Annotated in this window: 20 protein-coding genes and 1 rRNA gene; 7 read left to right on the top strand and 14 right to left on the bottom strand. The window is 44.5% G+C overall.

Annotation, left to right across the window (positions count from 1 at the left end; genetic code table 11):
- Positions 1 to 33 precede the first annotated feature (33 nt).
- The 10 genes from ndk to iscR all read right to left on the bottom strand — a co-directional run bounded on the left by ndk (position 34) and on the right by iscR (position 8533).
- A complete protein-coding gene (gene ndk / locus ACUM5Y_RS04620; protein ID WP_445975691.1) occupies positions 34 to 441 on the bottom strand; it encodes a nucleoside-diphosphate kinase in 408 nt (135 codons plus the stop codon).
- A 154-nt stretch (positions 442 to 595) separates the two neighbouring features.
- Positions 596 to 1750: an IscS subfamily cysteine desulfurase gene (locus tag ACUM5Y_RS04615; protein ID WP_445975690.1), complete on the bottom strand. Its 1155-nt coding sequence runs from the start codon at positions 1748 to 1750 to the stop codon at positions 596 to 598.
- Between the two features lie 28 nt (positions 1751 to 1778).
- Positions 1779 to 2204 (bottom strand): SufE family protein, encoded by a 426-nt coding sequence (locus tag ACUM5Y_RS04610; protein WP_445975689.1) that lies wholly within the window; start codon positions 2202 to 2204, stop codon positions 1779 to 1781.
- Positions 2205 to 2320: 116 nt separating this feature from the next.
- Positions 2321 to 2851, bottom strand: coding sequence for a putative Fe-S cluster assembly protein SufT (gene sufT, locus ACUM5Y_RS04605; RefSeq protein WP_445975688.1), 531 nt, complete (start codon positions 2849 to 2851; stop codon positions 2321 to 2323).
- Positions 2852 to 2854: 3 nt separating this feature from the next.
- Positions 2855 to 3208 (bottom strand): HesB/IscA family protein, encoded by a 354-nt coding sequence (locus tag ACUM5Y_RS04600; RefSeq protein ID WP_445975687.1) that lies wholly within the window; start codon positions 3206 to 3208, stop codon positions 2855 to 2857.
- Between the two features lie 9 nt (positions 3209 to 3217).
- Positions 3218 to 4435 (bottom strand): aminotransferase class V-fold PLP-dependent enzyme, encoded by a 1218-nt coding sequence (locus ACUM5Y_RS04595; RefSeq protein ID WP_445975686.1) that lies wholly within the window; start codon positions 4433 to 4435, stop codon positions 3218 to 3220.
- An 11-nt stretch (positions 4436 to 4446) separates the two neighbouring features.
- A complete protein-coding gene (sufD, locus tag ACUM5Y_RS04590) occupies positions 4447 to 5706 on the bottom strand; it encodes a Fe-S cluster assembly protein SufD (protein WP_445975685.1) in 1260 nt (419 codons plus the stop codon).
- Between the two features lie 3 nt (positions 5707 to 5709).
- Positions 5710 to 6495: a Fe-S cluster assembly ATPase SufC gene (gene sufC, locus ACUM5Y_RS04585; protein WP_445975684.1), complete on the bottom strand. Its 786-nt coding sequence runs from the start codon at positions 6493 to 6495 to the stop codon at positions 5710 to 5712.
- Positions 6496 to 6508: 13 nt separating this feature from the next.
- Positions 6509 to 7945 (bottom strand): Fe-S cluster assembly protein SufB, encoded by a 1437-nt coding sequence (gene sufB, locus ACUM5Y_RS04580; protein ID WP_445975683.1) that lies wholly within the window; start codon positions 7943 to 7945, stop codon positions 6509 to 6511.
- Between the two features lie 99 nt (positions 7946 to 8044).
- Complete coding sequence (iscR, locus tag ACUM5Y_RS04575) at positions 8045 to 8533, bottom strand: Fe-S cluster assembly transcriptional regulator IscR (RefSeq protein ID WP_445975682.1); 489 nt, start codon at positions 8531 to 8533, stop codon at positions 8045 to 8047.
- Between the two features lie 228 nt (positions 8534 to 8761).
- Between iscR and ACUM5Y_RS04570 the strand changes: the two genes are divergently transcribed.
- Positions 8762 to 9283 carry a hypothetical protein gene (locus tag ACUM5Y_RS04570; protein WP_445975681.1) on the top strand — a complete coding sequence of 174 codons (522 nt, stop codon included), beginning with the start codon at positions 8762 to 8764 and terminating at the stop codon, positions 9281 to 9283.
- Between the two features lie 7 nt (positions 9284 to 9290).
- Here the strand turns inward: ACUM5Y_RS04570 and ACUM5Y_RS04565 are convergent, their stop codons facing one another.
- Positions 9291 to 11312: an oxidoreductase gene (locus tag ACUM5Y_RS04565; protein WP_445975680.1), complete on the bottom strand. Its 2022-nt coding sequence runs from the start codon at positions 11310 to 11312 to the stop codon at positions 9291 to 9293.
- Between the two features lie 122 nt (positions 11313 to 11434).
- On the opposite strand from ACUM5Y_RS04565, the gene ACUM5Y_RS04560 reads away from it, so the two are divergent.
- Positions 11435 to 12034, top strand: coding sequence for a TetR/AcrR family transcriptional regulator (locus tag ACUM5Y_RS04560; protein WP_445975679.1), 600 nt, complete (start codon positions 11435 to 11437; stop codon positions 12032 to 12034).
- A 4-nt stretch (positions 12035 to 12038) separates the two neighbouring features.
- Here the strand turns inward: ACUM5Y_RS04560 and ACUM5Y_RS04555 are convergent, their stop codons facing one another.
- Positions 12039 to 12935 carry a DMT family transporter gene (locus ACUM5Y_RS04555; protein WP_445975678.1) on the bottom strand — a complete coding sequence of 299 codons (897 nt, stop codon included), beginning with the start codon at positions 12933 to 12935 and terminating at the stop codon, positions 12039 to 12041.
- Positions 12936 to 13041: 106 nt separating this feature from the next.
- Here ACUM5Y_RS04555 and ACUM5Y_RS04550 point away from each other — a divergent pair, with 106 nt between their 5' ends.
- Entirely contained in the window at positions 13042 to 13977 is a 936-nt protein-coding gene (locus tag ACUM5Y_RS04550) for a LysR substrate-binding domain-containing protein (protein WP_445975677.1), read from the top strand.
- A 71-nt stretch (positions 13978 to 14048) separates the two neighbouring features.
- Here the strand turns inward: ACUM5Y_RS04550 and ACUM5Y_RS04545 are convergent, their stop codons facing one another.
- Complete coding sequence (locus ACUM5Y_RS04545; RefSeq protein WP_445975676.1) at positions 14049 to 14939, bottom strand: LysR family transcriptional regulator; 891 nt, start codon at positions 14937 to 14939, stop codon at positions 14049 to 14051.
- 338 nt (positions 14940 to 15277) lie between these two features.
- Here ACUM5Y_RS04545 and ACUM5Y_RS04540 point away from each other — a divergent pair, with 338 nt between their 5' ends.
- The 4 genes from ACUM5Y_RS04540 to ACUM5Y_RS04525 all read left to right on the top strand — a co-directional run bounded on the left by ACUM5Y_RS04540 (position 15278) and on the right by ACUM5Y_RS04525 (position 19013).
- On the top strand, positions 15278 to 16336 hold the full coding sequence (locus ACUM5Y_RS04540; RefSeq protein ID WP_445975675.1) for a TRAP transporter substrate-binding protein: 1059 nt from the start codon (positions 15278 to 15280) through the stop codon (positions 16334 to 16336).
- A gap of 60 nt (positions 16337 to 16396) precedes the next feature.
- The gene (locus tag ACUM5Y_RS04535) at positions 16397 to 16972 is read left to right on the top strand and encodes a TRAP transporter small permease subunit (protein ID WP_445975674.1); all 576 of its coding nucleotides are present in this window, start codon (positions 16397 to 16399) and stop codon (positions 16970 to 16972) included.
- A gap of 44 nt (positions 16973 to 17016) precedes the next feature.
- Positions 17017 to 18339 (top strand): TRAP transporter large permease, encoded by a 1323-nt coding sequence (locus ACUM5Y_RS04530; protein ID WP_445975673.1) that lies wholly within the window; start codon positions 17017 to 17019, stop codon positions 18337 to 18339.
- Positions 18340 to 18800: 461 nt separating this feature from the next.
- Complete coding sequence (locus ACUM5Y_RS04525; protein WP_445975672.1) at positions 18801 to 19013, top strand: hypothetical protein; 213 nt, start codon at positions 18801 to 18803, stop codon at positions 19011 to 19013.
- Positions 19014 to 19251: 238 nt separating this feature from the next.
- Here the strand turns inward: ACUM5Y_RS04525 and rrf are convergent.
- Positions 19252 to 19326, bottom strand: a 5S ribosomal RNA gene (gene rrf / locus ACUM5Y_RS04520); the annotation flags it as partial.

The following is a 19326-nucleotide window of genomic DNA, read 5'->3' as shown; positions in this document are numbered from 1 at the left end:
ACAATATTAAGAGCAACTTGGCTCTTAATATAATTACTTACCGAAGAAGTAAGCGATTTCGCGAGCAGCAGATTCTGCAGAGTCAGAACCGTGTACTGCATTGGCATCGATAGATGCTGCGTAGTCTGCACGCAAAGTGCCAGCTGCTGCTTCTTTAGGGTTCGTTGCGCCCATAAGCTCACGGTGACGTAGAACAGCACCTTCACCTTCAAGAACAGAAACAACAACAGGACCTGAAGTCATGAAAGCAACCAAATCTTTGTAGAAAGGACGCTCTTTATGCTCAGCGTAGAAACCACCCGCCAACTCGTCGTCTAGTTGAATCATTTTTGCTTCAACAATTTTAAAACCAGCACGCTCGAAACGAGTGTAGATTTCGCCAATTACGTTTTTCGCAACAGCATCAGGCTTGATGATAGATAGAGTGCGTTCTAACGCCATGATATAACTCCAAATTAACAATTTATGGATGCTGATTATCAACACCCAGGACATAAAAGATTAGGGCGTGGATTATACGCATCAATTGGTTAAAATTGTATGCTCAAATGAACATAAATTAAGCAATTTTTGATTAAAATAGCTTTTTATAAAATTAACCTTGACCTCTTAGGCTGATCACAGCGTGTTTAATGGTCTGAGCTGCAAAATCTATGTCTTCGGCACGGGTAAAGCGCCCAACAGATAAACGCAACGAACTGTGTGCTAACTGTTCAGATAAACCGATAGCTCGTAGCACATACGACGGCTCTAAACTTGCTGAAGTACAAGCGGAACCAGATGAAACAGCCACATCCGCTAAGGACATCAGTAAGACTTCACCATCTACATCATCAAAACCCACATTAATAACGCCCGCGACGCGAGAAACAGAATCACCGTTTAAGTGCACGCCAGGAATTTCATTCAATGACAACCACAAGCGCTCACGCAGTGCTTGAATTCTGCTGCAATCATCCTGCATATCTTCACCAGCCAGCTTAAAGGCGGCCCCCATGCCAACAATTTGGTGAGTTGGCAAGGTACCAGAGCGCATGCCTCGCTCATGACCACCACCGTGCATTTGCGCAAGCAGCTTCACTTTGGGAGAACGACTGACATACAAGGCTCCAATCCCTTTCGGCCCATAAGTCTTGTGCGCGGTAAGTGACATTAAATCCACCTTCATCGCTTTAACATCAATCGCAACCTTGCCTGTCGTTTGTGCGGCATCCACATGAAGGAAAATATTGTTTTTGCGTGTTATTTCTCCCACAGCACTAATATCTGTCAATGTGCCCAGTTCATTATTGCCATGCATTAAAGATACAAGAATTGTGTCTTCTCTTAAGGCTGCTGACACTTGAGCTGGCGATATCATGCCATGCTCATCAGGCTGTAGATAGGTAACTTCAAAGCCTTCTAGTTCCAACTGTTTACAAGGGTCCAGCACGGCTTTGTGCTCAATCATAGAAGTGATGATATGACGGCCTTTCTGACGATAGGCTTGCGCAACTCCTTTCAAAGCGAGGTTATTCGCTTCCGTCGCACCGGATGTCCAAACAATCTCTCTTGTATCTGCACCGATAAGCTGCGCCACTTGCATACGGGCCTCTTCCACCGCCTCTTCTGCTTGCCAACCAAAAAGGTGCGAGCGTGAGGCAGGGTTACCGAAGTTGCCGTCTTGAGTTAGGCAAGCCATCATTTTTTCAGCAACCCTTGGGTCAACAGGCGTGGTGGCAGAGTTATCAAGATATACTGGGTTGTTCATTCTCACTCCGAAAGCGGGTTATATTGATTTAAGCGGCAGCTTGGGCGATAGATTGGATGCGTGCAACAATTGAACGCAGACCATTGCCACGGGTCGGGCTAAGGTGACGTTCTAAATCTAAATCAGAGAAGTACTGGTTGATGTCAAAAGCTAGAACCTGCTCTGGAGTTTTCTTATCATAAGCGGCCATGACCAAGCCCAACAAACCACGCACTATGATGGCATCACTGTCTACAGCAAAGCTAAGCACTTCTCCAGCCACATCATCTTGATAACTGTCGGGTTGAATCCAGACATTGCTCTGACAACCTTTCACTAAACGCTCAGCCGTGCGCCACTCTTCATCAAATGCGGGCAAAGATTTACCTAGGTCTATGATGTACTTGTACTTGTCTTCCCAGTCATCAAAAAACTCCATGTCTTCAACAATATCTTCAGTGCTTGGTAGAGACATAAGCCCTCTTCAATCAATTATTCAGCCCAACCAGTGCTAGGCAGTTATAAACAAAAACGACCTTAAGAGTCGTCATTAAGGTCGTCACGGGACACTATTATAAACTTCTATAGCGCTTAGAAAAACAATCCAGCCTCTAGCTGAGCTTCTTCACTCATCATTTCTCGTGACCATGGCGGGTCAAATACCAACTCAACCTTTACTGACTGAACATTTGGCACTTTCGCCACTCGGTATTCCACATCGCCAACCAGTACAGGCCCCATACCACAACCCGGTGCAGTAAGTGTCATCTGAATGGCAACAGCCTTTTGGTCTTGGTCCAATTGCACACCGTAAATCAAACCTAATGATACCAAGCTAATCGGAATCTCAGGATCAAACACACTGTCTAACGCTTGCCAAACTTGCTCTTCGTGAATTTGCTCGCCGCCTAGGTCATCAAAACTCAACACTTCTGCTTGCTGACCAATAGCTTGAGCGTCCATACCATCAATGCGCAACATATTACCTTGCCAAGTAACGGTGTAGTTGCCGCCTAGACTTTGATTAATGGTAATAAATTGACCTTCAGGAATCATCACAGGCTCACCACTGGGCACTCTTCGTGCCGGGCAAGCTTGCTGGGTTACAACCATTTTTTGCATGGACTATTGGCTCACACTAAAGCTTTCGCCACAGCCACACTCAGCCACAACGTTAGGATTATTAAATTTCACGACCTGATTCACTCCTTCGCGAACCAAATCAATTTCTGTGCCCTTTAACATGGTTGCAGAATCTTTCGCAACCGCTAACGTGACATCACCAAAAGCTAATACGGTATCTTCTTGCTCGGCTTGCTCAACAATATCCAAAACATAAGCAAACCCAGTACAACCACTCTCTTTGGTGCTTAAGCGAATAAGCTTGCCTGGTTGCTTCACCAACTTCGAGGCAAAATATTTCTCCGCCGCCGCGGTCAAAGACACGCTTGAGATAGGATCAAAAGTTGTTGCTGTCATCACGACCTCCTAAGCCAACATGCTACGCACTTTTTTCAGTGCAGCAAATAGAGCGTCTACTTCTTCCAACGTATTATAAATAGAGAAAGAAGCTCGAGCAGTTCCCGGTACACCAAAGCGCGCCATCAAAGGCTGAGCACAGTGATCACCGGTGCGAATAGCGATACCTTGTCGGTCTAGTAAAAAACCAATATCGGCTGGGTGCCCTTGGTCCATCACAAAGCTCAAGACACCAATTTTATGTTTCGCTTGACCAATAATGGTTAAGCCTTCAAAAGCTTGTGCCAGATTAGTCGCATGGTCTAATAAGGCTTTTTCATGGGCCACAACCGCTTCATGGTCAAGACTTTGCAACCAACGAATGGCTTCACCCATGGCGATCGCATCCGCCACATTAGGAGTACCCGCTTCAAAACGATGAGGTAGCACATTCCAAGTGGCATCGTGCAAGGTTACCGTAGAGATCATCTCGCCACCGGTTCGCCATACAGGCCAATTTTCCAGTAACTCAGCACGTCCCCACAAAACACCTATGCCCATTGGCGCATAAATTTTGTGCCCCGAAAAAGCATAAAAATCACAGCCAATATCTTGCACGTCAACCTTAGCGTGAGCCGCACCTTGAGCACCATCCACCAACACCCAAGCATCAACAGCCTTGGCCATTGTCGTCATTTCTTTAATAGGGTTAACCGTACCCAAAGCATTAGACACATGGGGAAAAGCGACAAATCGCGTACGCTCATTTAACAGCTCAGCGTATATTTCAAGGTCCAAATCTCCTTGATCCGTTACAGGTACGATTTTTAATGTCGCACCCGCGCGCTTACAAGCCTGTTGCCAAGTCACGATATTGGCATGATGCTCCATACCAGTCGTTATCACTTCGTCGCCTGTTGAGAGCAATTGCCCCAAACCATTGGCGATTAGGTTAATACCTTCGGTAGTACCGGTTGTCCAGATCACTTCTTCTCTGGCAGGGGCATTAATAAAGTCTTTTACAATATCGCGAGCTGCTTCAAAGTTTCGCGTAGCTTCATCCGCAAGACGGTGAGCTCCTCGGTGAACATTGGAGTTGTTGGTAGTGTAATACTCAACCAAGGCATCGATCACACATTGAGGTTTCTGCGTGGTGGCCGCATTGTCTAGATATACCAACGGATGCCCATCAATTTCACGCTGTAGGATGGGAAACTCTTTGCGTATTGCCGCTACATCAAAACTCATCAATTACTCGCTTATTTCACTTCCATTTGCGCAAAGCGCTCACGGATAATAGGACGAATCCACTCGGCTAATGCTTCATTCGGCATTAGGTCGATTAACTCATTGATAAAACCAAAGTTCAGCATCACCTGAGCTCTTGAACGGCTGACGCCACGAGTTTGTAGGTAATACAAAGCCTGTTTGTCGATTTCAGCGACGGTTGCACCATGGGCACAGCGCACATCATCAGCGTAAATTTCCAATTCAGGCTTGGTGTTAATTTCAGCCTTGTCGGACATCAATAGATTGCGGTTATTCAGCTCTGCCAAGGTTTTTTGTGCATCTCGGTGAATATGAATGCGTCCATTGAAAACCGCACGTGCACGGTCAGCTACTATGCCGCGCACATTTTCTTCAGTAGTACCGTTGGGCATGGCATGCTCAACTGTGGCATGCAAATCAAACAGCTCTTTACCATCCAATAGGTACATGGCATTTAGCTTAGCGTCTGCGTGTTCTCCCGCATGAATAATATCTGTATCCAAGCGAGATAGATCACAACCAAAGCCGACAATAGTGCTGTGCATGGTCGACTTGTTATTCAGCTTAAAGTGACTACCACCCAGGCTCACATTAGTATCCGTTTGCAAAGCAAAACGGTAATGCTCTAGGTGAGCTTCATCGGCAATATCGTATTCAACAAAGGCTGTGCTCAGGCTATCACCTTGGGCCTGTACATCTTCGATTATGGTCGCACGCGCTTCATTCTCTAGTCTCACTAGTACACGAGTATGGGACTCGGCCCCAGCACTTAACAAAGAGCTGATACGGATTGGCTGAGCAATATTAGCACCAGCCTCAACCCGGATAAGAATAACGTCTTCTACTAGAGCGTCGTTCACTAAACCAAACAAGTGACGAGCAGGTTTAATTGCTGAAAACTGCACTAAAGCTTGGCCTTGATCCGCTTGCGCGAGTTCACTACCCAAATGAATAGACAAGCCCGCAGGTAGTTGAGCAGTCGATTGTTGACGATCAAACTGACCATTAACAAACACCAACTCAATTGCGTTTAAATCATTAATACTAACAGGCGTTAAAGCACTGTCTGGCGCCATCACTTTAGCAGCTGAACGCTCGACGCTTCTTAGCGGAGTATAACGCCAAGCTTCTGTCTTGCGCGTTGGCCAAGGAGTTTGCGCCAGTTGTGCAACGGCTTCGGCTCGTTTAGGTGTCAGCCAATCACTGATCCCTTGCCCACGAGCAATGGCATTCGATAACCATTCGCTCATGCCTTACCCCTCAAGCTCATCTTCAGCAGGCTCGCTTTGTAACCAAGCATAACCCTGTGCTTCCAATTCTTTCGCTAGAGACGCATCGCCACTTTTAACAATCTTGCCATCTGCTAATACGTGAACAAAATCAGGTTTAATGTAGTCAAGCAAACGCTGGTAATGGGTCACAACGATAAAGCTACGATCCGCTGTGCGCTGGCTATTCACACCTGCGGCAACCACTTGCATAGCGTCAATATCTAGGCCTGAGTCTGTCTCATCCAGAATACATAGCTTGGGTTTCAACAGCAGCATTTGCATCAATTCGTTACGCTTTTTCTCACCGCCAGAGAAGCCTTCGTTCACGCCACGTTTTAGGAAAGAAATAGGCAAATTAACTTGTTTACAAGCCGCCTTAGCTTCTTTCAAAAAGTCCGCTGAAGTAACAGCTTCTTCACCACGAGCTTCACGCTGAGCATCAACCGCGGCTTTCAAAAACTCAAGGTTACTAACACCAGGGATTTCAACAGGGTATTGGAAAGCCAAAAATAAGCCTGCGCGAGCACGCTCTTCAGTTTCCATTTCTAATAGGTCTTCCCCTGCTAAGGTAACGCTACCACTCTCTACTGAGTAACCGTCACGACCTGACAAAACATAACCCATGGTACTTTTACCCGCACCGTTAGGGCCCATAATGGCATGTACTTCGCCAGGCTTAATGTCTAGATTTAAGCCTTTAATAATGTTTTTTTCTTCAACGCTGGCGTGCAAATCTTTTATCGTCAACAGACTATTGGTGTTCGACATTTTCTCTAATTCCTTAACCTACAGAGCCTTCAAGGCTAATTTCTAGTAACTTGCCCGCTTCTACGGCAAATTCCATCGGTAATTCTTTAAACACTTCCTTACAGAAGCCATTTACTATCATGGAAACAGCTTTTTCAGGGTCTAGACCACGTTGTTGGCAAAGAAACATTTGTTCATCACTTACTTTCGAAGTGGTCGCTTCATGCTCGATAATGGCAGACGGGTTACGGCTTTCCACATAAGGGAAAGTATGGGCACCACATTGATCGCCGATCAACAAAGAGTCACACTGAGTAAAGTTACGAGCACCTTGCGCACCTGGATTCATACGAACGAGGCCGCGGTAGCTGTTATTACTCTTACCTGCAGAAATACCTTTAGAAATGATGGTGGACTTGGTGTTTTTACCAAGGTGAATCATCTTAGTACCCGTGTCCGCCTGCTGACGACCACGCGTTAGGGCAACTGAATAAAATTCACCAATACTGTTATCGCCTTTCAGGATACAGCTTGGGTATTTCCAAGTAACCGATGAGCCTGTTTCAACTTGAGTCCAAGAAATTTTGGCACTGGTGTGACAAATACCACGCTTGGTCACGAAGTTATAAATACCGCCCTTACCTTCTTCATCCCCTGGGTACCAGTTTTGCACGGTCGAATATTTAATTTCCGCTTCATCCAGCGCAACCAGTTCAACTACCGCAGCATGCAGTTGGTTTTCATCACGCTGTGGCGCGGTGCAACCTTCAAGGTAACTGACATGGCTGCCTTCGTCGGCGATAATTAGCGTGCGTTCAAACTGGCCCGTATTCTGCTCGTTGATACGGAAATAGGTTGAAAGCTCCATAGGGCAACGAGTGCCTTTTGGAATGTAAACAAACGATCCGTCAGTGAACACTGCACAGTTAAGTGCGGAGTAATAGTTATCTTTTGTCGGTACGACGCTACCAAGATATTTTTTAACAAGATCTGGGTATTTTTGAATCGCCTCTGAAATCGGGCAAAAAATAACCCCAGCTTCTTCAAGCTTGTCGCGGAAGGTGGTTACAACGGAGACAGAGTCAAACACAGCATCAACGGCGATACCCGCCAACATCTGCTGTTCGATAAGAGGAATACCCAGTTTTTCGTAGGTACGAAGTAGCTCTGGATCCACTTCATCCAAAGACTTTGGCTTATCTTTCATACTCTTTGGTGCTGAGTAATAAGAGATCGCTTGGAAGTCGATTTTCGGATACTGAACGTGGGCCCAATCAGGCTCTTCCATTTCAGACCAGACACGAAAGGCATTTAAACGCCATTCTAGCATCCACTCTGGCTCGTGTTTCATTGCTGAAATACGTCGGATCACACTTTCATCTAAGCCAGGCTCAAATGTTTCTGATTCCACATCAGAGACAAAACCGGCTTCGTATTCCCGTGCCAGCGCCTTATCTATCTGCTCAGTCATAATAACACTCACTCATTTTCGAAACCGCTGCACTGTTGATTCAATGCAACCATTTTCATTTACTTTTAACTTAGCCAACAAGGTTTCAACCAATCGGGACTAACCTACGATGGCTGCGCTAATCTTGTCAGAATCTAAATGCCCTGAACGGCTCTCTCTGTCTTGTCGCATCGCAACTTGACGCACATCTTCCCGACGCACTAACTGCTCCAAGCTAATCTGGCTCAAAAAGTCGTGTATTTGATCACTCAAATCACACCACAAATGATGGGTTAGGCAGGTTGTGCCACTCTGACAGTCGCTGCGACCTTTACATCCGGTCGCATCTACCGACTCATTTACCGCATCAACAATTTGGGCGACAAAGATTTCGTCGTTAGCGCGGCTAAGCCGATAACCACCACCAGGACCTCGAACACTGCTCACCAAAGCTTGCTTACGCAACTTAGAGAACAATTGCTCTAGATACGATAAAGAGATTCCTTGTCGATTAGAAATATCAGACAACGACACAGGGCCGTGATCAGAATGTAATGCCAGGTCAAGCATTGCCGTTACTGCATATCGACCTTTTGTAGTCAGACGCATAAGCCATCCAATTAAGACTGGTTCTTTAGCCTCAAATAGTACACAAAACCTAGTGTTTTGATCAAGTATTTACCCGACTATTTTAGTAGGTTATTTAATATAACCAAATTTGGTGCGCGTATTTTACGTGGAGTCGCACAAAAACTAAACCGTGCAAGAAGATTATTCCTTGCCCTTTGCAAATAAATAGGGGAAATTTAAACAAGAAGATGGACAGGGAGAGAATCTATGGCGAATCCGCAAGCCGCCGCCGAAACAACAGAAACGCAACCCAAAAAGCGTAGCTGGGCGATCCCCATTGCTTTTTTCCTTTGCCTCGTCCTGAGTGTGTCTGCATCTTCAGCCATTACCTACTTGGTGCTCATTCCTGAGCCAGACAAAGTGCCTCTGGTAAATAAAAATGATGAGCAACAAGATGTACTCATCTCACAACTCGAACAGAACTTGGCTCAGATGCAGCAGCAATTAAGTGCCCTTGAGCAACAAGGAAAGGTGTTGTCGACCTACCTGAGACACAGCAGTGCAACGTCTTTAAAGAACATCATGATTGATCAAGAAGTCAATATTCAGGCTTATTTGAAAGTCATGAAATCAGCCATTGATGACCTTGCCAAGATCACGCCGAGAGCGCGAAAGTGGAACGAGGAATATCAAATCCAACTAGACCTGGCTCTTAAGGGCAGTTTAGAAAGGGAGGATTTATTAAAGCTATTAAAAACAGGGGACCCAGCTAAAGCTAACTCCCCTTAAGATTAACTCACAGCTGACAAGCTAACTCAGTGCCCTGCTTGATCGCACGCTTGGCATCCAGCTCAGAGGCGACATCAGCACCACCAATCAAATGAACGCCTTGCTTAAGCTGCTCAGCGAGACTTCGATTCGGCTCCTGTCCCGCACAGATGACTACATTGTCAACAGCAAAGCACTGAGCGACACCCGCTACTAGCGCATGCAAACCTTCATCATCAATTTTTACATACTCACAGTCCGCCACAAAGTCCACCCCTTTTTTCTGCAGTTCAGTTCGATGAATCCAGCCGGTGGTTTTACCAAGCTTAGCACCCACTTTACTTTTCTTGCGCTGCATTAAGAAAATTTGACGCTCCGCCTTGGCAAAATTCGCCTGCATACCTTCCACCCCGCCTCGGCTTGCCAAGCTCATGTCCACTCCCCATTGAGACATAAAACTATTAATGCTTGGCTCGTCTTGATGAGTCTTGTGAATTAAGTATTCGCTTATATCAAAACCTATGCCTCCGGCACCAATCACCGCGACACTTTGCCCGACTGGAGCACCATTCATGACGTCTAGATAACTTAAAACTTTACTATGTTCGATACCGTCAATCGCTGGGGTACGGGGTGCAATGCCTGTGGCTAACACGACTTCATCAAACTGCCCCTGCTCTATCATGGATGCATCAACAAAGGTATTTAGCTTTAAGGTCACACCGGTTAATTCGATCTGGCGCTGGAAATAACGCAGAGTCTCATAGAACTCACCTTTTCCTGGAATACGCTTGGCAATATTAAATTGTCCACCGACTTCGGCCGCGCCATCAAATAAGATCACTGCATGACCTCGCTTTGCCGCTGTCGTGGCAAACGCCAAGCCCGCTGGTCCCGCGCCGATAACTGCTATTTTCTTCTTCTGCTCCGCGGGTGTTATTAACAATTCCGTCTCGTGACATGCTCTAGGGTTTACCAAACAAGACGTCAACTTGCCGGCAAACACATGATCCAAGCAGGCTTGATTACAAGCAATACAGGTATTGATTTCATCGCTGCGATTTTGCAGAGCTTTTTGCACAAAATCAGGGTCCGCTAAGAAGGGGCGTGCCATGGAGACCATATCCGCATCGCCTCTAGCCAATACCTGTTCCGCCGTTTCCGGCATATTTATACGATTTGAAGTGATCAGCGGCACTTGTAACGACTTGCGTAACTTAGCAGTGACCCAAGTAAAAGCGGCTCTTGGTACCTTGGTAGCGATGGTCGGAATACGTGCTTCATGCCACCCAATGCCGGTGTTAATAATACTGGCTCCCGCTTTTTCAATCGCCTGACCAAGCTCAACAACCTCCTCTAAAGCGCTTCCCCCTTCCACAAGGTCCAACATGGAAAGGCGATAGATAATAATAAATTCATCCCCCACGGCTTCGCGAACTCTTCGAACAACCTCAACAGGCAATCGGATTCGATTAGCGTATTCACCGCCCCATTCATCTTCTCGCTGGTTGGTGCGGGTAACAATAAACTGGTTTAGGAAATAGCCTTCAGAGGCCATAATCTCCACCCCGTCATACCCAGCCAATTGGGCTAGTTTCGCCGCGTTTACAAAATCAGCAATCTGAGGTTCAATCTCTGTCGCTTCTAGGGCTCTTGGCTTAATGGGATTTATAGGGGCTTGTATAGCAGAAGGAGCTATGGCTTTAGGATTGTAAGCGTATCGTCCCGTATGCAGAATTTGCATACAAATTTTACCGCCTTCAGCGTGAACGGCGTCAGTAATAAGTCGATGATGGTTGGCATCTTTTTCCGTCGTCATAGTAGCTGCGCCCGCATGTACCGCCCCTTCACTGTTAGGAGCAATACCACCAGTTACGATCAGTGCCACACCACCTTTAGCCCGCTCGGCATAAAAGGCCGCCATACGCTCAAATCCGCCTTTCATTTCTTCTAGGCCAAGATGCATGGAGCCCATTAATATACGATTTTTAAGCTGAGTGAAGCCTAAGTCTAGTGGTTCAAATAAGTGCGGATAGTTGGTATGTGCCATGAGTTTGACTCTCTGTGATTATTATTTTTATAAGCATCGCCGCTGCCCGCGAACAATGTTGACACCGTCAAGATAAGCATTAATTTTGACACTGTCAAGATTCAAGTGTTTAATCTTCCTCCATGAAGACATCAAAGAAGCACTATCACCACGGCGACTTAAACCAGTCCCTATTAGATGCGGCAAGCTTAATTCTACGCAATGAGGGCGTAGAAGGCCTAAGCATGCGCAAGCTAGCCGACCAAGTGGGCGTATCTCGCACCGCTCCATATCATCATTTTAAAGATAAAAATGCCCTACTCTGTAGTTTGGCCGAAGCTGGATTCAAACAGCAACAAGCGGACCTGCAAGCCTTAGCGGATAACTCGGGAGCTACCCGAGAAGCTTTTAGCGAATATGTTTACCGCTACTTGGCGTATGCTCAAAATCACAGTGAAATATACGATTTGATGTTTGGGAGAACGATTTGGAAAGCTGGTGAACCTACCGCCGAGCTACAAAATTCAGCGAAGAGTACCTTTAAAACCTGGGTTTACTGGATTGGTCTATGGCAAGAATCTGGTGTTCTCACACAAAACAATACGTCATTGCGAATTGGGCAAACTACTTGGGCGAGTTTGCATGGCTTGGCGAGATTGATGATAGATGGCGTATATCCTGACCAGACTGGTCAATCAGAAATGGTAGAGCAGATGATCCATAATCTCTGCTCCCACCAATAGAAACTTAGACGTTATTTAAAGGGCTCACGACAGACTCTTGTCTGCGTTTTCGGCCTTCACGACGGCTCATATACAATAACGGTAGGATAATCAGCAAGGAGCCAATTAACAGTCCTAAATCTGGTGTTTCACCAAAGACCCACCAACCAAATAATACCGCAAAAATAAGCCCAGAATATTCAGCGCTGGCCACCTTACTGGAATCTACATGTCGATAACCGATTAAGCAGGCAACACTGTAGATAATTGAACAGATTGAAGACAAAACAGCATACAGCCACACCTCTTCCTGTAGCTCTGCGGCTTCCCAAATGGCTAACCCCGCAGCAAGCGGCAGCGCGCACAATTGTGTGATAAACAAGCCATAAAACATGCCTTGCTGCTTCGGAATTTTCTTAATTAGCAGACTGTTTGCGGCCAGAACCATCGCAAAAAAGATGGCACTCACCATACCTAAGCTGATTTCTGTAGGACGCAAAATTAGCAACACACCAGCAAAGCCAAGAATCGCAGCACCAATTGCCTCAAACCCTAAACGCTCGCGGTAAAACAGCCCAGCAAAAAGCACGATAAAGATCGGCGCAGTATAAAACACCGCATTAGCCGTGGCTAAAGGAAGTTCAGCCAAGGACACTACCAAAAATATGGCCGCTAACACCCACAAATGTCCTCGTAGCACATGCACCTTTAGACCTGTTAACAATGGTACTTTTGGGTTTTTAATGTATATATAAGTGACCACAGGTAACAACAGTAAACACATAAATAATGCACGAAAAAAAGTGAACTGAAAGATCGCCACTTCTGCGCCAGCCATTTTAATGACGACATCGCACAAGGTGGCGAATAAGCTACCTAATACTAAAATGGAAATTGCGTTACCAACTGTACGTCCTGACATCTCAAACTCCTTACCATGTGGACAGAAAACGAGTGAAGGATAAAGGGTTTAAAACAACTAATAAAATGATATATTTTGAACAACTATTAGTTTTTTGGATAATAAAATGCTGCCGCCTTTAAAAGCTCTCCCTGTTTTTGAAACCGTTGCCAGACTGAACAGTTTCTCCCTTGCAGCTCAAGAACTTAACGTGAGCCAAAGTGCCATTTCTCATCAAATTCGATTACTAGAAAACCACCTAGGCGAAACACTTTTTAACCGACAAGGACGGCACTTAGAATTAACAAAAGAAGGCAGACATTATTTAGAAGTCATCAGCCAATCTTTACAGCAAATCGCTCAAGCGACGGAGCAAATTAAAGGTAGGCAAAAAACTCAAATTCGCTTGGCGGTTTACAGCTCTTTCGCCGTACATTGGCTGATTCCTAAACTGCCTAATTTAAAGCGATTGCACCCAAGTTTAGAACTCAGCATTGAAATGAGCCATGGCTCGCCAGAGCTATCAGACCGTACGGCGGATTTCTTTATCACGGTAGAAAAGCAAAAAAGAGGCTTCGTTTATGAGCTTTTCTATGAAGAAGTGTTATTCCCAGTATGCAGCCACGCCTTTTTAGACACTTTAAAAGGCCAGCTAAATGTCTCTTCGCAAAAGGAGTTGGCAGATAAACTAAACACTCAACCTGAGCTCTTAGGGCAATTCCCCCTTATCACGTCATCCAGCACTCATGAAAAACATATCGAAGATTGGAATCACTGGTTTAAAAGTCGCAAAGCCACGTTGCCAGAACAGACACAATTCCATCGTTTCAGCCATTTAACACTGGCCTACGGCGCTGCCAAACACTCCTTGGGTATTGCTCTGGTGAATGACTATATGATGAACGACAACCTAGACGAAGCTAACCTAGCTAGACTGCCTTGCCCAGGCTATAAGACAGGCGATTTATTTTACCTTGCCTACAAAGAAAGCCGTCGTAACGAAACGGCTATTCAACACTTAAAGAAATGGCTGATAGAGGAAGCCCGAGGCTTAAATATTTAGCTTCTTGGATATCTCGGAGCCTGTTACAAGGTATGCTTTTAGGAAAGGGAAGAATGTGAATGGTTTTTTGATTATCCGTTTTTAAAGTTATCAGAAACAGATTTTGCCAACTCGACAATGACACATTTCATTTTGCCATCTGTGTGTTTTTGCCAACTTGCATGAAGGCTTAAAAGTGGTGGAGCATCTAGCCCATCCAACACAACAAAGTCCCCCCTTTCAATTTCATTAATGATAGCATCGCGAGGGAGCGTCGCTATACCTAATCCCCGCTGTACTAGGTGACAAATTATCGAAATAGAGGCAACGCAATGAACTTGCCTTGGTTTGACATTTTTCTGCTCGAACATTGATGATACGGCCAAGTGAGGCTGAGAATCCCTAGCAAAAGTAATGATTTCTAGATTCGAAATATCATCAAAACTCACCTCCTTATGAGCTAACTCGCTTTCTTTACGGCATACCCAACAAATTTCTAATGGACTTAGGACAGTGTTAACAACTGTGCTATCTAATACAGGGTCGGTTTGAATGATGATATCTAAAGCACCTTTTGCAAAAAGGGTTTGCAGATGCGTGGTGGTTTCTACAGTTAATTCAAATTCTATGTTTGGATAGAGGGTTTTCAATTGTGTTAAAAAATCGCCTAGCCAAGTATGAACAATGGACTCAATAACACCAATACGAATATTCCTTGCAATACTGTTATGGTGCTTAAGAGACTCTAAAAGATCCTGCTCGGAGTTTAATAACCTCTCGGCTTTGTCTAACAGCAAAAAACCCTTATTAGTCAGTACGACATCATGCTTTGCTCGATCAAATAATCGGCAATCAAACTCTGCCTCAATCGAGGATATCCGCCCTGAAATAGTTGCCTGAGAGACATTTAGTTTTTGCGCTGCCGCCCGGAAGCTTTTCAATCGGGCTACCCAAACAAACGCTTCAACAAACCTAATATTCATTTTTTGCCTCAGTAAAAAGAAAATACCCCATTAACTCGGTATGTCAAAAGCCCGTCTTTTCGCCCAATATAAATTCACATCAATTGCTAATTGTGGGTTACTCGTATTTACAATTCATTTAAAAAGCAAAAATCTTACCAACTCCATTAAATATTACCTTTATTTCACGTCCTTAACACAAAATCAACATCGTAAAAACTGATCACCTTTGATCATAATTTACCGTTTGCTAAAGTAAAAATGAAATATTAACTTCATAAAGGCGCTAAAAAATGCAATTGAAAATTAATTCATCCTACAAACAACGTGAGTAATGAATCAATCCAAAAGGTGTAATTATGAAGAAAAAACTGGTCTACATTCTTTCCGCAATAACACTAGGCTCTGCGTCACTTCCTGCTTTTTCTGCAGACAAACCTATTAGATGGAAAATGGCTGAAACTTGGCCTGCCGGCTTGCCAATCTACAGTGAAGGTACACACGAATTCGCAGAAAGAGTAAAAGATCTTTCCGACGGTCGCCTGATTATCACGATTGATTCAGCTAACAAACATAAAGCTCCCCTGGGCATTTTTGATTTCGTAAAGTCAGGTCAATATGAAATGGGGCATTCAGCGTCCTATTACTGGAAGGGCAAAGACGTAAACACTTTATTCTTTACAACTATGCCTTTCGGCATGATTACCGCTGAGCGCTTTGCTTGGTATTACTACGGTGGCGGCGCGGAATTAGCGAAAAAAGTTTACGGACAATATGGTATCACTCAATACCCTGGGGGTAATGGTGGTAACCAAATGGGTGGCTGGTTCAAGAAAGAGATCAATGACTTAGAAGACATAAAGAGTCTCAAAATGCGTATTCCTGGCTTTGCCGGCGAAGTCATGGCCAAGGTAGGAGCAACGGTCGTCAACATCCCACCAGGGGAGCTTTACACGGCCCTAGAGCGTAACACGATTGATTCATTAGAGTGGGTTGGACCTGCTATGGATCTACGCATGGGCTTCCATAAGATTGCACCTTACTACTATACAAGCTGGCATGAGCCAGGTTCTGGTTTGCAGTACATGGTCAACGACAAAGCATTTAACGAGTTACCTAAAGACCTTCAAAACATCTTACAAACAGCAATGAAAGAATCCGCGTTCACCATTTCGACCCGTATGACTCATGAGCATTCTGAGAACTGGGAGAAAATCAAAAAAGAGTATCCTAATATTGAAATTAAAACTTTCCCACCTGTGGTCATGGACGCTTTAAAAGCAGCAAATCAAGAGTTGATTGCTGACCTAGAAGCTCGTGGAGGGTTAACTGCTGAAATTATTCAGTCCCAAAGGGAGTATCTACGCAAAGTAAGAAACTGGACAAGTATCTCTGATAAAGCTTATTTGAATAACTAAGTTAAGAAAAAGCCCTAATCTTTATTAGGGCTTTTTTCTATTGTAATAATGGATCCCTTCATGCTGCTAAAAATTGAAAAAATCATTAATAAAATTATGGATATGATAGGGTATGTATCGAGTTTTTTACTCATCGCTCTTACCTTAATCATTTCCTATAACGTTATTGGTCGTTATGCTTTTAATCGTTCTTCCATCGCCCTAGATGAACTGTCTTGGCATATCTATTCTTCTCTCTTCTTACTGGGTGTTTCTTACGCTCTAAAAACCGAGTCTCATGTGAGGGTCGACATTGTATTTGAACGCTTATCTTCTCGTACACAAGCGATCATCAATACTATTGGGTCCTTAGTATTCCTATTTCCACTTTGCTTGATCACAGTTTATTACGGTTGGCAATTTATGATAGAGGCTTACCAATGGGGTGAACATCCAGACAATTTAATAGAGTGGATCACACAGCTATTCACGACAGGAATCGGTGAAAAAAGCTCCGATCCAGGTGGCTTGCTCAATAGGTTTCTAATCAAAGGGATGATTCCTTTATCCTTTCTTTTCTTAATATTAAGTAGCGTCGCATTCCTTATAAAAAATGTTTCAACCTTACTCAACAGACAAAATGAAGCAGCCAATTAAAACACGCTCTACCGGCTCTATTTTTAAGTATCCAAGGTATTAATATGATCGGAATTTCCATTTTTATTTTAGCGCTAATCCTACTTTTGTTTGGCTTTCCTGTTGCCTTTACATTTGCTGGTGTTGGTATTTTATTTGTGGTTTTGTTTGCAGATCCAAGTCAATTGGCACAAATCCCTTATCGTATCTATGCCAATATGGGCGAAAACGGTGGGGGCACAGTTTTAATGGCCATTCCACTTTTCATCTTTATGGGACTCATTTTGCAACGCACCAAACTGGCAGAGCAACTGCTCGTTTCAATGGGGCGTTTATTTGGCTCTGTAAGGGGTGGCTTAGCAATTTCAACGGTTCTAGTGGGAACATTATTAGCAGCTTCCACAGGTGTGGTTGGTGCCAGTGTTGTCGCAATGGGCTTGATCTCAATGCCAATTATGATGCGCTATGGCTACAACAAAGCATTATCTGCAGGCACTATATGTGCTGCCGGAACATTAGGACAATTAATCCCACCTTCTATCGTACTTATCATTCTAGGGGATGTGCTCAGTATTCCTGTAGGTGATTTATTCCGTGCTGCGGTGAAACCAGGGCTAGTGTTAGTCGGTTGCTACATTGCATACATCGTCATCTTCTGTCTTATTAAACCAGACTCAGCTCCTGTTATTCCTCTAGAAGACGATGACACATCAAGAAAAAAAGCTATTCTAGACGCATTGATGGCTGTTATTCCTCCCTTACTACTAATCCTAGTTGTTTTAGGCTCTATTTTTTATGGCGTGGCAACCGCCACAGAATCGTCTGCTTTAGGCTGTATTGGTGCTGTTGTTTTGGCTATTGTCTATCGGAAATTTTCTCTTTCAATGTTGCTTGAAAGTGCAAATGAAACAGTAAAAATAACCGCTATGGTGTTTGCGGTAATTATTGGTGCATCCATCTTCTCTATGGGCTTTGCCTACACAGGCGGAGAAGAGGAAGTCGAACATCTATTGCTGAATATACCGGGTGAGAAGTGGGGATTCTTAGTGTTTACCATGTTACTCATTATGGCGTTAGGATTTTTCTTAGACTACATAGAAATCTCATATATTGTCTTGCCTCTTGTGTACGTTGTTGTTGAAGCTCTAAATATTAACCCCATCTGGTTTGCAATTTTAGTGGCGATGAACCTACAAACTTCGTTCTTAACACCGCCTTTTGGCTTCGCCCTGTTTTATTTGAAAGGTGTTGCCCCACCAGGGGTTAATACATTTGATATATACAGAGGCGTCATTCCATTTATCTTGATTCAAATTGCCGTTGTTGTGTCCTTGTTACTTTACCCAGAGCTATATGGAATCAGTCCAGAAGCTCCACGGCTATGGTAGTTTACTAGAAGTTTAGCTCCTGCCTACCCTGCAGGAGCTAAACCTCGGATGGATATAATTCCCCACTTCACTAATTACTTAAAATCAGCATACCAAGACAGGCTTAAACTAGAGATAGAGCATATTATCATCGCGAATAGCTGACGATACTATCTGCAGTTGGCCATCAGCAATAATTAGATGTATTGTTTGAATTAAAGGAAGGTTGTGGGTTTGCATTTACACTGACGCGTCGAGGTACGAGACAGGCGCAAGTAAATGGAAGACCATAACCTACGCAGTACCACGACTCGGAACGAAAACTCGCTGAAAACTCACTTTATTTTCAAGAGATTTTCCGCGTCCCGCTGAAGCGCGACCCACGATTGGACATCAGGATTTATTGGGGATGTTGTTTAAAAGGGAAGGTTGTGGATTTTCATTTACGCTGACGCGTCGAGGTACGAGACAGGCGCAATTAAATGGAAAAAACCATAACCTGCGTTGACCTCGGCTCGGAACGAAAACTCGCTGAAAAACGCACTTTATCTTCAAGAGCTTTTCCGCGTCCTGCTGAAGCGCGACCCACGATAGGTCATCAGGATTTATTGAGTGAATTAAAGGAAGGTTGTGGGTTTTCATTTACGCTGACGCGTCGAGGTACGAGACAGGCGCAAGTAAATGGAAGGCCATAACCTGCGTTGACTACAGCTCGGAACGAAAACCCGCAGGAAAACACAATTTATCTTCAAGAGATTTTCCGCGTCCCGCTAAAGCGGTACCTACTTATGTATGGCTGAAACGAAAAAACCCGCTCTGCATTAGCAGAACGGGCTTCTCTTAATTATAAGCTAGACCACCTGCTCTCACATGCGTGTCTACAATAAAAAACCCCACACAGCGTTGGCTATGTGGGGCTTCTTGGATTATAAAGCTTGACGACGACCTACTCTCACATGGGATCTCCCACACTACCATCGGCGATGGCGCTTTTCACTTCTGAGTTCG

The sequence above is a fragment of the Marinomonas dokdonensis genome, from assembly GCF_052747885.1.
This window is presented reverse-complemented; position numbering and strand designations above follow the sequence as displayed.

Coding starts and splice junctions, on each gene's coding strand:
- ACUM5Y_RS04535 (WP_445975674.1), top strand. CDS start 16,397: ATGCTGCTAAAAATTGAAAAAATCATTAATAAAATTATGGATATGATA.
- sufT (WP_445975688.1), bottom strand. CDS start 2,851: ATGCAAAAAATGGTTGTAACCCAGCAAGCTTGCCCGGCACGAAGAGTG.
- ACUM5Y_RS04555 (WP_445975678.1), bottom strand. CDS start 12,935: ATGTCAGGACGTACAGTTGGTAACGCAATTTCCATTTTAGTATTAGGT.
- ACUM5Y_RS04540 (WP_445975675.1), top strand. CDS start 15,278: ATGAAGAAAAAACTGGTCTACATTCTTTCCGCAATAACACTAGGCTCT.
- ACUM5Y_RS04530 (WP_445975673.1), top strand. CDS start 17,017: ATGATCGGAATTTCCATTTTTATTTTAGCGCTAATCCTACTTTTGTTT.
- ACUM5Y_RS04610 (WP_445975689.1), bottom strand. CDS start 2,204: ATGTCTCTACCAAGCACTGAAGATATTGTTGAAGACATGGAGTTTTTT.
- ACUM5Y_RS04550 (WP_445975677.1), top strand. CDS start 13,042: ATGCTGCCGCCTTTAAAAGCTCTCCCTGTTTTTGAAACCGTTGCCAGA.
- ACUM5Y_RS04545 (WP_445975676.1), bottom strand. CDS start 14,939: ATGAATATTAGGTTTGTTGAAGCGTTTGTTTGGGTAGCCCGATTGAAA.
- sufB (WP_445975683.1), bottom strand. CDS start 7,945: ATGACTGAGCAGATAGATAAGGCGCTGGCACGGGAATACGAAGCCGGT.
- ACUM5Y_RS04570 (WP_445975681.1), top strand. CDS start 8,762: ATGGCGAATCCGCAAGCCGCCGCCGAAACAACAGAAACGCAACCCAAA.
- ACUM5Y_RS04560 (WP_445975679.1), top strand. CDS start 11,435: ATGAAGACATCAAAGAAGCACTATCACCACGGCGACTTAAACCAGTCC.
- ACUM5Y_RS04525 (WP_445975672.1), top strand. CDS start 18,801: ATGGAAAAAACCATAACCTGCGTTGACCTCGGCTCGGAACGAAAACTC.
- ndk (WP_445975691.1), bottom strand. CDS start 441: ATGGCGTTAGAACGCACTCTATCTATCATCAAGCCTGATGCTGTTGCG.
- ACUM5Y_RS04595 (WP_445975686.1), bottom strand. CDS start 4,435: ATGAGTTTTGATGTAGCGGCAATACGCAAAGAGTTTCCCATCCTACAG.
- ACUM5Y_RS04565 (WP_445975680.1), bottom strand. CDS start 11,312: ATGGCACATACCAACTATCCGCACTTATTTGAACCACTAGACTTAGGC.
- iscR (WP_445975682.1), bottom strand. CDS start 8,533: ATGCGTCTGACTACAAAAGGTCGATATGCAGTAACGGCAATGCTTGAC.
- ACUM5Y_RS04600 (WP_445975687.1), bottom strand. CDS start 3,208: ATGACAGCAACAACTTTTGATCCTATCTCAAGCGTGTCTTTGACCGCG.
- ACUM5Y_RS04615 (WP_445975690.1), bottom strand. CDS start 1,750: ATGAACAACCCAGTATATCTTGATAACTCTGCCACCACGCCTGTTGAC.
- sufC (WP_445975684.1), bottom strand. CDS start 6,495: ATGTCGAACACCAATAGTCTGTTGACGATAAAAGATTTGCACGCCAGC.
- sufD (WP_445975685.1), bottom strand. CDS start 5,706: ATGAGCGAATGGTTATCGAATGCCATTGCTCGTGGGCAAGGGATCAGT.